This is a genomic window from Pseudomonadota bacterium, assembly GCA_022572885.1.
Lineage (GTDB): Bacteria > Pseudomonadota > Gammaproteobacteria > Steroidobacterales > MnTg04 > MnTg04.
Genome location: JACZVC010000015.1, coordinates 23,996 through 37,435, shown reverse-complemented (window position 1 = coordinate 37,435; position 13,440 = coordinate 23,996). Strand labels below are relative to the sequence as shown.

Below are 13,440 nucleotides of genomic sequence, written 5' to 3'. Positions count from 1 at the left end.
CAGCCGCCAATGGAAAAGCAGTCTTTCACCGTCGATGACGCGAGGAAACTGGATGCCGACGATCCGCTCGCGGCATTTCGCGACCGGTTCCACTTGCCGCCGGGCAAAGACGGCAAACCGCAGATTTATTTCTGCGGGCATTCGCTGGGCCTGCAGCCAAAGACCACGGCGCAAGTTGTCGCCGACGAACTGGATGACTGGCAACGGCTGGGCGTCGGGGGCCATTTCCGCTCGCGGCATCCGTGGATGCCGTATCACCGTTTCCTGACCGAGTACACGGCCGAGCTCGTCGGCGCGCTGCCATCCGAAGTGGTCAACATGAACAGCCTGACCGTCAACCTGCACCTGATGATGGTCAGTTTTTACCGGCCGCAGGGCGAACGCCGCAAATTGTTGATCGAGAAAGGCGCTTTCCCCTCCGACCGTCACGCCGTGGAATCGCAGGTGTTGTTTCACGGGCTGGACCCGGCCACGGACCTGCTGGAAATCGCGCCCCGCGACGGCGAGTACACCGTTCGCGATGATGACCTGCTGCGCATCATCGACGAACAAGGCGAGCAGATCGCGCTGATCCTATTGCCCGGCGTGCAGTATTACACCGGCCAGGTTTTTGAGATGGCGGCGATCACCGAAGCGGCGCACAAGAAGGGCTGCCTGGCGGCGTTCGACCTGGCCCACGCGGCCGGCAATATACCCTGCCAATTACACGACTGGGGCGTCGATTTCGCCGCCTGGTGCAGCTACAAGTATCTCAACAGCGGGCCCGGCTCGGTCGCCGGCTGTTTTGTCCACGAACGACATGCCAGCGACCGGGAATTGCCGCGTTTTGCCGGCTGGTGGGGTCACGACCAGGAATCGCGTTTCGAGATGGGGCCGGAATTCAAGCCGATGACCGGCGCAGAGGGCTGGCAATTGTCCAACCCGCCGATACTGGCGCTGGCGCCCGTACTCGCCTCGCTGGAAATATTCCACGAAGCCGGTATGGGGAGGTTGCGCGAGAAGTCCCTGTCGCTGACCGCGTTGATGGCAAGACTGTTGCACGAACGCCTCGGCAGCCGGCTGGAGATTCTGACGCCGGATGATCCGCGGCAAAGAGGCTGCCAGCTTTCCATTCGCCTGACCGGTAAGCGCAACGACCGAGAGAGCCGGCGCGAGGTTTTCGATGCGCTGGCCGCAAAAGATGTTATCTGCGACTGGCGCGAACCCGATGTGATCCGTGCCGCGCCGGTTCCCCTTTACAACAGCCACGAAGATGTCTGGCTATTCGTCGAACGCCTGGAAGCATGCCTGCAATGAGCGAGCGCAAGGAACTGGTCATTGTAGGCGCCGGTCTGGCCGGCCCGTTGCTCTCGATTTACATGGCAAGACGGGGGCACAAGGTTGCAGTCTATGAATTGCGCGCCGATATGCGCAAACGGGATATACCGGCAGGTCGTTCCATCAACCTGGCGCTCGCCGAACGCGGCATCAACGCGCTACGCGAAGCGGGTGCACTGTCCCTGATTGAAAACCAATTGATCACCATGCGCGGGCGCATGATTCACAACCACGATGGCAGCCAGATACTGCAACCGTACGGGCAAAAAGAGAGCGAGGTCATTTACTCGGTATCGCGCGGCGAACTGAACAAGCGGCTGATGGACCTGGCCGAGCAAGACCACGGCGTCGAATTTCATTTCGATCACCGCTTGCATGCGCTTCAGCCAGAGAGCTGCGAAATGGAATTCAAAAGGTCGCATGACGACAGCATCGTTCGGGTGGCGGCCGATCGGGTGATGGCGACCGATGGCGGCGGTTCCATCGTCCGGCGCACGATGTCGGCTTACACCGGCTACGATTCGCACGAGGAAATACTGCCACACGCGTACAAGGAGCTGCGCATACCGGCGGATGAGAACGGCAAACACCGGATCGATGGAAATTCTTTGCACATCTGGCCCCGCGGCGGGTTCATGCTGATCGCGCTGCCCAATCCCGGTGGCGACTTCACGGTAACGCTGTTTTTGCCGAGCGAAGGACCAATCAGCTTTGTCGAACTCGATGGGCGTGAGGAAGTCAGCGCTTTTTTCCAGGCGCATTTTCCCGACGCCGTTGAGTTGTTGCCGGACCTGGAAAAGGATTTCTTCGCCAACCCGGCCGGAGAACTCGGCACGATCCGAAGCTACCCCTACCACTACAAGGACAAAATCCTGCTGCTCGGCGACGCCGCGCACGCCGTGGTGCCCTTCCATGGCCAGGGCATGAATTGCGCCTTCGAAGATTGTCTGGAGCTGGACCGCATACTCGACCAGTGCAACGACGACTGGGGCGATGCGTTCGCCGCGTTTAGCAAGCAACGCAAACCCAATTGCGATGCGATTGCCGACATGGCGCTGGAAAACTACCTGGAGATGCGCGACAGCGTGACCGATCCGATTTTCCTGCTACAGAAAAAACTGTCGTTCGAACTGGAAAACAAATACGCGGACCGGTTCGTACCGCGCTACTCGATGGTCATGTTCCATCATGAAATACCTTACGCCGAAGCCAAACGCCGCGGCGAAATTCAAACAAGGATCCTGCGTGAGTTGACCGCCGGCAAGACTTCGCTGGACGAAGTGGATTTTGAGCATGCGGGAAAGCTGATATCGGAGAAACTGGAGCGTATGGAGTGAAGGAGCCAATCCGGCCTATTGCCCATCGTTATCAAGATTGGCGCCAAGGAAATCGCCGACCGCAGAATAAAGATCGATCACGTTTTGTTCCGCAAAAAAGCCATGGCCTTCCGTCCTCCGTATCATAAACCGATAGTCTTTTTTGTAGCGTTTTAACTGACTGATCATGTTATAGCCATGGATAGCCGAAACAACACGATCATTGTCCCCTATTACAATGAATACGGGCACTTTGATTTCTGAAGCCAGGTAAACAGGCGATGTACTTCTCAATCGTTCGACATCCTTCTTATAATCACCAAATGCTTCCTTGCCCCATGTTTTGATACGTCCGTAACCTTTTAATCTGCGTCCGCGAGTAAGCCCCCGCACTTTCAATTCGAGATCGTAGACACCGACATAACCGATAGCGCAGGCATACAGATCCGGTTCCTTCGCCACACCCATCAGCGCGGCATAACCCCCGTAACTCGCCCCAAAAATACATATGCGCTGTGGATCCGCGATGTCGTTTTCAATCGCCCAATAAGTCGCATCCGTCAAGTCGTCCTGCATTTGCAGACCCCACTGGCGGTAAGAGGAAACCTCGAAGTCGTACCCATAGCCACCGGACCCGCGGAAATTGGGCTGGATCACGGTGTATCCGAGGCTGGCCAGGTACTGGACCTCCCTGTCAAAACCCCACTGATCCCTGATGCCCCAGGGACCGCCATGCGGCAGTATTATGGTCGCAGCGGGTCCCTCTGAGTCACCCGTCTTTCTGGTGATATATCCGTGCAGTTTCAAGCCGTCGCGCGCTTCATATTCAAATGGTTTCGTACTGGCAAGATTCTCGCTGTTCAGCCACGGGGAGATCGCAAGCAGGAACCTGATGCTCTTTTCTTTTTCGTCATACAAATAGTAAGACCCTTCGTCGCGATCGCTGTATCGAAAAATCAGGAACCGCGTTTCATCCCGGTCCCAACCCACCATTCGATTCTCTAACCCCGGCAAGGCCTGATCGATTGTTTTTTGACGCATTTGCCATTTCGCATCAAAAAACTTTCGTCTTGGGCGATCCCGCATGTATTCGAAATAGACAGGATTGCCCTCATCCGTCGTCACCAGGTGGGGAGTGTTTGAATACTCGTAGTAAATATCGTACTCAGCATCTTCGAGGATCGGTTTACCCAGTTGCCCGGTCTCGGGATCCATCGCATAGAGTTTGTAGCGACCACCATCCAGGCGGGCGGCCACAAACATTTTGCTGTTCGTTTCATCAAAGCCGAAAACCGTAAAAGTATCACTGTCATAAAACTCGAGCAGAGTTCTCCAGGGACTTTTCGCGTCTGATCTGTAGATCAGTTCGTAGTTCAGATCCTCGATCACGGAACCAGCGGATATACCCGCACGCACGACTCCTTTATTGTCCGTGATCCAAGTAAAAACATGGTTTTTGTTTCGAATGATCTTTTTGAGCTTTCCGTTTTTTATGTTCATCCGATAAACGTCGGGAAACGCAGGTCGATTGCCCCGCCGTTGAACGAGGATGTGATCATCGTCGTTCGGCAAGCTGTCAAGTCCTCCGAGCTCATATTTGATTTGCGCGACGCCCGAGCCGTATAACTGTCTGAAATCTTTTCCATCTGGGCTGATACTGAAAACGCCCCTGCCAGTCGATCTTACGAATGGCTCATCACTATCGCTGGTGAGCCTGAAAATGATTCGGTCCTTGCTGGCCCAGTAATACCAAACAATATCTGCTACTTTATACCCGGTAATGGCCTCCGATTTCCCGGTGACGACGTCCATTACCACGAGGTTTTTCGCATCCGGATCTTTTTCCGTTCTGACAAGCGCGGCCAGGTATGCTCCGTCAGGTGACAACTGTACGTTGCTGATTTCCCTGTTACGGAAAAAATCTTCGATCGTGTTTGCGTCCGCAATGCCGGTCGTGGCAACCAACCCTGCAATCATTGCAATAAGCGGCAGAAAAATTGACCGGATCATTACACCCCCTGAGCGATACCCTTTGCCAGTCCATCCGGATAATGCCCGGAGATGGGCTGGTCAAACCACAGCCAGCCAATACCATGGCAACTGGATGCCCGCGAGTCAACATTTGCAATGCTCACCTGCGCCTTTGTCAAGGATATGGATTAATGCCGGCCGTTTTTCTCAGGACCCGGAAAGAATAATCGTGTGGGTTCTTGTCACCCGCCAGGTGATCCTCGCGGGCTTCTTCGCGCCACTTTTGCTCATCGAGCTCGGGGAAAAATGTATCGCCTTCGAAATCTTCGTCGATCAGGGTCAGGTAGATTTTCTGCGCCCTGGGCAGAAACGCCTCGTACACGCCGGCTCCGCCGATGACCATCAGCTCGTCCGCCGATCCGCAGATTGAAATCGCATCGTCGATGCTGTGGACGACGGTTGCGCCATCGGCTTGGTAACCGGCTTGCCCGGTCAGCACGATATTCAGCCGACCCGGTAGCGCCTTGCCGATCGACTCCCAGGTTTTGCGCCCCATCAGGATGGGTTTTCCCAGGGTCGTCGTTTTGAAGTGGGCGAGATCGGCGGGTAAATGCCATGGCAACTGGTTGTCGCGGCCGATCGTTCGATTTCTGCCCATCGCCAGTATCAGGGAGATTTTCATAATCGCCTAGACAGCGATGGCTGCAGGAATACGCTCGTAATAGCGGTAGCCCTCTATTTCGAAATCGTCGTAACGATAGTCAAAAATACTGGCCGGCTTGCGTTTGATTTTCAGCCTTGGCAGGGGCAAGGGCTCGCGTGTCAATTGCAGGTCCGCCTGTTCGAGATGATTGCTGTACAGGTGGCAGTCGCCACCGGTCCAGATGAAATCGCCCGGTTCGAGATCGCATTGCTGAGCCAGCATGTGCGTCAGCAAGGCATAAGAGGCGATGTTGAATGGCACACCGAGAAAAATATCGGCGCTGCGCTGGTAGAGCTGGCAGGACAGACGGCCATCGGCGACGTGGAACTGGAACAGGCAATGGCACGGCAACAGGGCCATTTGCTCGAGCTCGCCGACATTCCACGCGCAAACGATGATTCGTCTTGAATCCGGCTCATTTTTTATTTGCTCGACCACTTTGCTGATCTGGTCTGTTTCGCCACCGCCCGCCGTGGGCCAGGAGCGCCATTGCCTGCCATACACCGGGCCGAGATCGCCGTTGTCATCGGCCCACTCGTCCCAGATTTTCACACCATGTTTATTCAGGTAAGCCACATTGGTGTCACCCTGCAAAAACCACAACAACTCATGAATGATCGATTTCAGGTGCAGCTTCTTGGTCGTTAGCAGGGGGAAGCCAGCACCAAGATCGAAGCGCATCTGGTGGCCAAATATGCTGAGGGTACCGGTACCGGTACGATCATCCTTGACCGCGCCGTGGTCGCGCACCAGGTGCAGCATATCCAGGTACTGTTTCATCAGGCGGCCGCCCGGTTGCGGGTGTAGGCAATTGTGACGATAGCGACGCCCGCTATGATCATCGGCAGGGATAAAATCTGCCCCATCGTGACCCAACCGAAAGCCAGGTACCCCAGGTGCTCGTCAGGCACGCGCACAAACTCGATCAGGACGCGGAAACTGCCATACAACAGCAAAAACAGGCCGCCGGCCGCCATCAGCGGCCGCGGTTTTGCCGTATAAACCCAGAGGATGCCGAACAACAAGAATCCTTCCAGGAAAGCCTCGTAGAGTTGCGATGCGTGCAGCGCCTGGCCGTTGACCATGACCGCCCAGGGCGCGCTCGGGTCGGCCGGCCCGCCCCACAGTTCGCCGTTGATAAAATTGCCGATCCTGCCAAAGCCGAGCCCGAGCGGCACCAGCGGTGCGGTAAAATCGCCGATTTGCCAGAAACCAAGGCCGCTTTTCCGGGCAAACAGCATCAGCGCGATGATTACGCCGAGCAGACCGCCGTGGAAAGACATGCCGCCTTCCCAGATCTTGAGTATCGACAGCGGATTTTCCAGGATTTGCGCGCCGCCGTAGAACAGCATGTAACCGATGCGGCCGCCGAGAATGATCCCCATGGCGCCATAGAAAATCAGGTCATCGACCTGTACCGGCGTCCAGCCGGAGTCCGGCCTTTTGGCCCGCCGCCGCGCCAGCCACCAGGCGGTCGCGAACGCCAGCAAATACATCAGGCCGTACCAGCGAATTTTGAGCGAGCCCAGGGACAGGGCGACGGGATCGAAACCAGGATAAGTCCACATGGGGTGTAAGTGTAACAAAGGATGGACCCGGGGATTCGCGATGATAAGGTAGGCACCGACATGGAAAAGAGATCATGAAACCTGGGCAAAACAAGCTGGGCGGCGAAACCAGTCCATACCTGCTGCAACATGCGGACAACCCGGTGGACTGGTTCCCGTGGGGCGACGAAGCGCTGGCCAAAGCCAGGAAAGAAAACAAGCCGATCCTGCTTTCGATCGGCTACTCGGCCTGTCACTGGTGCCATGTCATGGCCCACGAGTCTTTTGAAAACCCACAGATCGCGGAACAAATGAACCGGCTGTTCGTGAACATCAAGGTGGACCGTGAGGAACGACCCGATCTCGACCGCGTTTACCAGACCGCACACCAGGTCCTGGCGCAACGGGCGGGTGGCTGGCCGCTGACCGTATTCCTCGACCCCAAAGACCAGATGCCATTTTTCGCCGGCACCTACTTCCCGCCAACCACCCGCCAAGGCATGCCGGGGTTTGCCGATGTGTTAATGCGCATCGACGAGTTTTATCGCAAGGAACACGAGGGCCTGCGCGAACAAGCGGAATCCTTGCAGGAGGTCCTGACGCGGATCGAGGCGCCGCCGGGCGAAGACCTGCCGGCGGCGACGGTTTTTGCGCAGGCGCGGCAAACCCTGGAGCAGGATTTTGACCGGCGCTACGGCGGCTTTGGCCAGGCGCCGAAATTCCCGCACCCAAGCTTCTGCCAGAGATTATTGCGCCACTGGCGCGCCACGGCCAAGGACCCGAATCCGGATGTGCAGGCGCTGTACATGGTCAGCCACACGCTGGGGCAAATGGCCCGCGGCGGCCTCTACGACCAGTTGGGGGGCGGGTTTTTCAGATACAGCGTCGATGCTTACTGGGCGATTCCACACTTCGAAAAAATGCTCTATGACAACGGCCAGTTGTTATCGCTGTATGCACAAGCCTGGCAGGCCAGCGCCGACCCGTACTACCGGGATATCGCCAGCGCAACCGCGGACTGGGCGATACGCGAAATGCAATCGCCCGATGGCGGTTTTTACGCGACGCTGGATGCCGACAGCGAAGACGGCGATGGCCAGAAAACCGAGGGCGCTTTCTACACCTGGACACCCGGCGAAATACAGGGCTTGCTGGATGACGATGAATTCCTGGCGATCGAGACCGCGTATGGCCTGGACCAGCCGCCCAATTTCGAAAACAGCCGCTGGCACTTGAACCTGCAGCAGGGCCATTCGCACGACGCCGGTTTGCTTGCCGACGCACGAAAGAAATTACTGAAGGCGCGCGGGCAAAGAACCCGGCCGGCGCGCGACGAAAAAATCATCTGCAGCTGGAACGGGCTGATGATCCAGGGCCTGGCAATCGCCGCTCGCGCGCTCGACCGCGATGAACTGGCGAAGTCGGCCATGCGCGCCGCGAATTTCGTGCGCGAGAAACTCTGGGATGACGAAGCCGGCTTGCTGTCCGTGTACAAAGATGGCCGAGCGCGCTTCCCCGCCTACCTCGACGACTACGCCTTCTTGCTCAATGGCCTGCTTGAATTGTTGCAGACTCGCTGGGATTCACGACTGTTCAGCTTCTGCCTGGCGCTGGCCCGGCGACTGGTCGACGATTTCGAAGACCGCGATCGCGGTGGGTTCTTTTTCACCGCCCACCAGCACGAGAAACTGTTGTTCCGGCCAAAGACCTTTGCCGACGAGGCGATACCCGCGGGCAACGGCGTCGCAGCGTTCGCGCTGCAGCGCCTGGGTTATCTGCTGGGGGACCCCCGTTTCCTGCAAGCGGCGCTAAATACGCTGCAAAGCGGCAAGACGGCGATTGAACGATTCCCGTCGGGCCACGCGACCATGCTGGACGCCCTCGAGGAACATTTGCAGCCCGGCGAGACCATCGTCATCCGGGGCGAAGCGGAGGATGCAGCCCGCTGGCGCAAAGCTGCCACCTTGGTTTATGCGCCAAAAAGGCAGGTCTATCTGCTGACCGGGGACGACGAGGAATTAGCGGATGCGTTTGCCGATAAGCGGGCCGGGCCAGGCACCATCGCTTATCTTTGCACCGGCCATGTGTGCAGCGAACCGCTGACGACGATGGACGCAATGCTGGCAGCGATCGCCCAGGGCTAGTCAAAGAGCCGGCGCTGGTTTTGGCCCGACAAACTTCGCCAGTATCAACCCGGCAATCAGCCAGGAACTGACATCGTAAATCGCGTTATACATTTGCCATGGGAGCCCCAGACCCCACCAGATGACACCCGAGATCCGCGTCCAGAAAGCCACGATCACACCGGCCAGAAACACGAACAACACGCGGTCGCCGTAAGTAGCCAGCGCGTTGCCGGTCAACCTCATCAACAGCGCTATCATCAGGGTCGTTATCAACATGTGCGCAAAGCCTGCCAGCATCATGATCGGGCTTTGGGGTACGGCGCCATCGACATCGATATCGACCATCGCGACCGGGCCTTGCCGGTGCAGCGCGTTCATTTCGTCGATATCCGGATTCTGCGGGTCAGGCAAGTAATAAGTTCCCGATTGCGGAAAATGTTCCAGCAGGGCCTGCCCCGCCGCCGGCTCGTCGGCCACTGTTTTTAGCGCGGTATAGGGAAGCGGGCTTACGGCCCAATAGACAAAACCCCAGAAAAATAACGCGACCGCAGCGATCACGCTACCCAGCAAAAGCTCTTTCATCGGAGGCCTCCGTTTTGATCTTTTTTTATTGGCCGTGCCTTAGTGTAGTTCAGTATTTCGCCGTTTGCTGTCGGCGGCGCCGGCAGTTCAGGGAAGGTTCTGCAGCATCTGGCCGGCGCGGGGTACTTCGCCGTCACCCCTTTCGTTGCGAAACCGGAACGGCACCGACACCAGTTCCATTTCGCGGTTGAGCTGCACATCGAAATGCAAATGAGGCCCGGTGCTGAAACCGGTGTTGCCCGAATCTGCGATGTACTCACCTTCGTCCACTTCATCGCCGATGCGGACCCGGATCGAGTCCCAGTTGAGGTGTGCATAGACCGCGATGCTGCCATCGTCGTGAACGATACGCACCAGGTTGGCCCTGGGCCCGTCTTTTTCCAGATCCGTGCCGTTGGCGAAAAAATGCGTCGCCTGGTCGATTACCGTGCCGCCACGCGCTGCGTAGATTGGCGTGCCGACCGGCATTTGAATATCGACCGCATACCGGTTCGCGGCATCGAAATGGGACAATTTCCCGGGAAAAGCCTGGCTGATCGGGTACTGGGAAGCAGCCGCAAAAGGCGCTCGATACGGTACCGGCGGCCGGTGCCTGGCCTGCGGGTCACCGATGACGAAACGGGTTTGGTAGGCAAACGACCAGCCACCGGGTTGAGCGGAGGTAACCGTAGCGACGACTTCATCGGCCGTCGCGGCGACCACATGACGGATGACGTCGCCAACCTTGTGGTTCAGGTTGTCAGCCTCGGTGATCTGCAGGATCACTTCGATCGGAACCTCAAAAGTATTGATCGCGACCAGGTCAACTTCACCGGCCCGTCGTCTATCGGTCATCCGGATCGTCGGCCGCGGGCGCTCGACCCTCATTTCCTGGCTGATTACGTCCTGCCGTCCGGGCGGCGGCCGATCCGAATAGACCCAGTTGCCCTGCTCGTCCTTATAGCGGTACAACTCGGTCGCAGCCAAAAGTGGCGCCAGCAAAACCAGCAATGCCAATGGCCAGAGCGCGCGATGAAAATTAACGACCCGCATGTTGGTGCTCCTCGCCGGTGGCGGGTAACGGGCTGCGTCGCCAGCCCTGTTCCGTCCGGTTGATCTCGTATGCGGGCCAGTAGCGGTTATCCAGTTTCAGCGTAATGACCTCGATGCGGTTGTTCCAGGTCACGGTTTTCAGACGCACGGCTTCCCGATCTTTCTTGCCGCTGACAACGGCAATAAAACTGTCCAGGTCCGGCGTCTCGATTTCATCGACCGCCAGTATCCTGCGCCCGGCCCAAAGGCCAAAGCGGTTCGCCGGGGAACCATAGGCAAAAAAAGCGACATAAATGCCATCCGGCGATATGCCCCGTTGTACCGACATGGCCCGGTGCGGCGCCTGCAACAAGGCGCCCGCCCACATCACGACCCGGTCGAGGCCGCGCCCGTCCAACGCCGCCGTCTGTAGTTCAAGTTCGAGCAGTTCGTTGTCGCGCCAGACTTCGACGGTGACCCGCGATTGCCGAACCATCCGCTCGACTTCACGAAAACTGCTGACCATCCGGCCATCGACCGTGAGCAACAGATCACCCGGTTTCAGTAGCTCCGAGGCCGCCGATTCCGCAACCGTACGCCTGACGCTGAGTACCTGCCGCCTCTTGCCGTCATGCGCTTCCAGCCGCGATACCCAACCATCCGGCAGCCCGAGCTTGCGTGCGCTGGCCAGCGGTATCAGGTTGAACCGGACTTCCAGCGAATGCAACGGCCGCTGGCTGCGTGCCAGTTCCACGGTTTCGAGGATCAGCTCGGCGGATACGCCCTCGGCTCGCTGGCCGAGTTCCTGCCCCGCCTGATATGCAAAGCTCGACCACATGGCCACCACTTCGCCCTTGCGGTTGGCCAGCACGCCATCGAATTCGCTCGGCGGATTGACCACCGAAATCGTTTCCAGGTTGCTGTCGGTAAAACGCATCGTGCGCGACAACGGCAAAACCAGTGCATCGATCGAAGCGACCTCGGTGGCCTGCACGGCCAGCTTGTGATCGCCCTTGAGACCCACCGCCCAGACCGGGTCTCCCGCGGCCACCTCCCGCTCGCTGAAACGCGCCGCCTTGACCGGTGTGTCGCCAATCAACGCAGGGTCATAGGAAACCACGGTGAAGTTGTGCAGCGGATGGATAAAGAGGACGCGACCCGGTATTTCCAGGCTACCGGCGAAAGTCAGGCTGACATCGCCCATCGCGACCGGGACGGTATTGCGATCGACGACCACCAGCCCCCGTTCGGTGTCGACGATCAGGCCGGTGCCGTGATAAAAGCGATCGGCGACGCCGGAAACTGTGTATGGCATATCGAAATTGACCATGACCAGCGAGGGCGCCAGCCGCCGTGAACGCGGGTCGCCGTTACCGGCGATCCGGGTACTCGCCGGCTGCAGCGGCTTTGCCGGCGGGCCGCTTGCCAGGTCACGGCAGGGCCACACACCCAGCTTGTCATCGCGAATGCAATACTGCGCCGGGAACCAGCGCCGATCCATGCGCATCACGCGCAAGGTTGAATTGGTCGGGTCTTCGAAAGTAATAAAGCGGATGCTGGCCCGCTCGCCATCCGCCAGCTCATTCAGCACCGCCTCGAATTCGTCTATATTGCTGACCGGCGTGCCACCCAGTTCTGTAATCACGGACGCCCGGGGTATCGCCTGGGTACCGAATACATAGCCTGGATTCGCGATATACACACCACGCGGGGGCATATTGAAATGACGCGCCTGCTGGTAGGAAAGATCGTGGATAACCGCATCGCCAAATTCGATGTATCGATCCGGGGTGATGTCGTGAAGATTCTGAATCTCGAGCTTCGATGTCAGCACCTTGCTGCCACGGCTGATCGATAATTTGACCAGCTCGCCGACGCTGGAATCAAGAACTTCCTCTAGGGTCACAAAATCCGTAACCATCGCATCGTTCACGCGAACCAGGATGTCGCCGGGTTGCAGGACTACCTCCGTACCCGCACCCGGCACGACTTGCTGGACGACCAGCATGCCGGTCCGGCCGGGGAACTCCTGGCGGGCCTCGGCCTCGATATCCGGGCTTAGACCGAGGCGACGCAGCTCGTCGTAAGGCTTACTCGAGAAAATTGTTTGTAGCGTACCGCGGCTAACCGCGGCACCGGCCCGGATAAGATCCAGCGCCCGTTGCACGCGATCCAGCGGCAGGTAAAAGCTCGAGGCAGCGGAACTGGTGCCACCAGCATTGAGTGCAACCACCCGCCCATCGATGTCGATCACCGGGGAACCCGACGAGCCACCGGAGGTGTTGGAGGCGGCCTGAATATAAAAGGTATTGAAGTCGTTGTAATTGCCACGGCCATAATCGGGCGCGGCACGATCCAGCCGCGCGATGGTGCCGGCAAGTATTGCAAGCTGCTCGCCCGCATCGTTGCCGACGACCCGGATTTCCCGCCCGATTTGCGCGTACTCGGGCGCCAGCAAAAACTGGTGGGGCTGAATATAGGAGAGCTGATCCGGGTCGTAGCGATAAAACCCGAAGTCATGGACCGGGTCCCGGTATACCGGCTTTAGCTCGACCTCTTCGTTGTTGGCAAAGACCGCTTCGGCGGTCACCGGTCCGGCGGTCACCACGTGGCGGTTGGTCAGGATCAGGCCGCGTTTCGCGTCCACGACGAAACCGGTGGCCTGGCTGGACATGTTCCATTCGGTGTCGAATGCCCGGGTTCCGTCAATGCGGATCGACACGATCCCACTACTGACTTTGCCCAGCGTATTTTTCCACTGATCGCTGTCCTGGGCGTTCGCGGCGCCGGCCAGCACGAATACTGCCAACACCCGGGTCAGCACAACTATAGGCCTGTGTCTCATGAAACTCCTGTTTATCCGCATC

General features: G+C 58.3%; 10 protein-coding genes. 3 read left to right on the top strand and 7 right to left on the bottom strand.

Features of this window, described 5'->3' with window-relative positions; translation table 11 throughout:
• The first annotated feature begins 9 nt into the window (after positions 1 to 9).
• Both kynU and IIA05_07230 read left to right on the top strand, forming a co-directional pair.
• Positions 10 to 1,296 carry a kynureninase gene (gene kynU, locus IIA05_07235; GenBank protein MCH9026892.1) on the top strand — a complete coding sequence of 429 codons (1,287 nt, stop codon included), beginning with the start codon at positions 10 to 12 and terminating at the stop codon, positions 1,294 to 1,296.
• Positions 1,293 to 2,654, top strand: a complete 1,362-nt coding sequence (locus tag IIA05_07230) for an FAD-dependent monooxygenase (GenBank protein ID MCH9026891.1) — start codon at positions 1,293 to 1,295, stop codon at positions 2,652 to 2,654. Before kynU ends, IIA05_07230 begins: the two co-directional genes overlap by 4 nt.
• A gap of 15 nt (positions 2,655 to 2,669) precedes the next feature.
• On the opposite strand, the gene IIA05_07225 is transcribed toward IIA05_07230, so the two are convergent.
• The 4 genes from IIA05_07225 to IIA05_07210 all read right to left on the bottom strand — a co-directional run bounded on the left by IIA05_07225 (position 2,670) and on the right by IIA05_07210 (position 6,875).
• Positions 2,670 to 4,445 (bottom strand): S9 family peptidase, encoded by a 1,776-nt coding sequence (locus IIA05_07225; GenBank protein MCH9026890.1) that lies wholly within the window; start codon positions 4,443 to 4,445, stop codon positions 2,670 to 2,672.
• Positions 4,446 to 4,779: 334 nt separating this feature from the next.
• Positions 4,780 to 5,286, bottom strand: coding sequence for a type 3 dihydrofolate reductase (gene folA / locus IIA05_07220; protein ID MCH9026889.1), 507 nt, complete (start codon positions 5,284 to 5,286; stop codon positions 4,780 to 4,782).
• A gap of 6 nt (positions 5,287 to 5,292) precedes the next feature.
• A complete protein-coding gene (gene thyA / locus IIA05_07215) occupies positions 5,293 to 6,087 on the bottom strand; it encodes a thymidylate synthase (protein MCH9026888.1) in 795 nt (264 codons plus the stop codon).
• A complete protein-coding gene (locus tag IIA05_07210) occupies positions 6,087 to 6,875 on the bottom strand; it encodes a prolipoprotein diacylglyceryl transferase (GenBank protein MCH9026887.1) in 789 nt (262 codons plus the stop codon). Before IIA05_07210 ends, thyA begins: the two co-directional genes overlap by 1 nt.
• Before the next feature lie 74 nt (positions 6,876 to 6,949).
• Between IIA05_07210 and IIA05_07205 the strand changes: the two genes are divergently transcribed.
• A complete protein-coding gene (locus IIA05_07205) occupies positions 6,950 to 8,998 on the top strand; it encodes a thioredoxin domain-containing protein (GenBank protein ID MCH9026886.1) in 2,049 nt (682 codons plus the stop codon).
• On the opposite strand, the gene IIA05_07200 is transcribed toward IIA05_07205, so the two are convergent.
• The 3 genes from IIA05_07200 to IIA05_07190 all read right to left on the bottom strand — a co-directional run bounded on the left by IIA05_07200 (position 8,999) and on the right by IIA05_07190 (position 13,418).
• Positions 8,999 to 9,562: a hypothetical protein gene (locus IIA05_07200; protein MCH9026885.1), complete on the bottom strand. Its 564-nt coding sequence runs from the start codon at positions 9,560 to 9,562 to the stop codon at positions 8,999 to 9,001.
• 87 nt (positions 9,563 to 9,649) lie between these two features.
• Complete coding sequence (locus IIA05_07195) at positions 9,650 to 10,594, bottom strand: M23 family metallopeptidase (GenBank protein ID MCH9026884.1); 945 nt, start codon at positions 10,592 to 10,594, stop codon at positions 9,650 to 9,652.
• Complete coding sequence (locus tag IIA05_07190) at positions 10,581 to 13,418, bottom strand: trypsin-like peptidase domain-containing protein (protein MCH9026883.1); 2,838 nt, start codon at positions 13,416 to 13,418, stop codon at positions 10,581 to 10,583. Before IIA05_07190 ends, IIA05_07195 begins: the two co-directional genes overlap by 14 nt.
• Positions 13,419 to 13,440: the final 22 nt, after the last annotated feature.

Bases quoted from the DNA above. Each gene is read 5' to 3' on its own strand.
- kynU (MCH9026892.1), top strand. From the start codon at position 10: ATGGAAAAGCAGTCTTTCACCGTCGATGACGCGAGGAAACTGGATGCC.
- IIA05_07230 (MCH9026891.1), top strand. From the start codon at position 1,293: ATGAGCGAGCGCAAGGAACTGGTCATTGTAGGCGCCGGTCTGGCCGGC.
- IIA05_07225 (MCH9026890.1), bottom strand. From the start codon at position 4,445: ATGGACGTCGTCACCGGGAAATCGGAGGCCATTACCGGGTATAAAGTA.
- folA (MCH9026889.1), bottom strand. From the start codon at position 5,286: ATGAAAATCTCCCTGATACTGGCGATGGGCAGAAATCGAACGATCGGC.
- thyA (MCH9026888.1), bottom strand. From the start codon at position 6,087: ATGAAACAGTACCTGGATATGCTGCACCTGGTGCGCGACCACGGCGCG.
- IIA05_07210 (MCH9026887.1), bottom strand. From the start codon at position 6,875: ATGTGGACTTATCCTGGTTTCGATCCCGTCGCCCTGTCCCTGGGCTCG.
- IIA05_07205 (MCH9026886.1), top strand. From the start codon at position 6,950: ATGAAACCTGGGCAAAACAAGCTGGGCGGCGAAACCAGTCCATACCTG.
- IIA05_07200 (MCH9026885.1), bottom strand. From the start codon at position 9,562: ATGAAAGAGCTTTTGCTGGGTAGCGTGATCGCTGCGGTCGCGTTATTT.
- IIA05_07195 (MCH9026884.1), bottom strand. From the start codon at position 10,594: ATGCGGGTCGTTAATTTTCATCGCGCGCTCTGGCCATTGGCATTGCTG.
- IIA05_07190 (MCH9026883.1), bottom strand. From the start codon at position 13,418: ATGAGACACAGGCCTATAGTTGTGCTGACCCGGGTGTTGGCAGTATTC.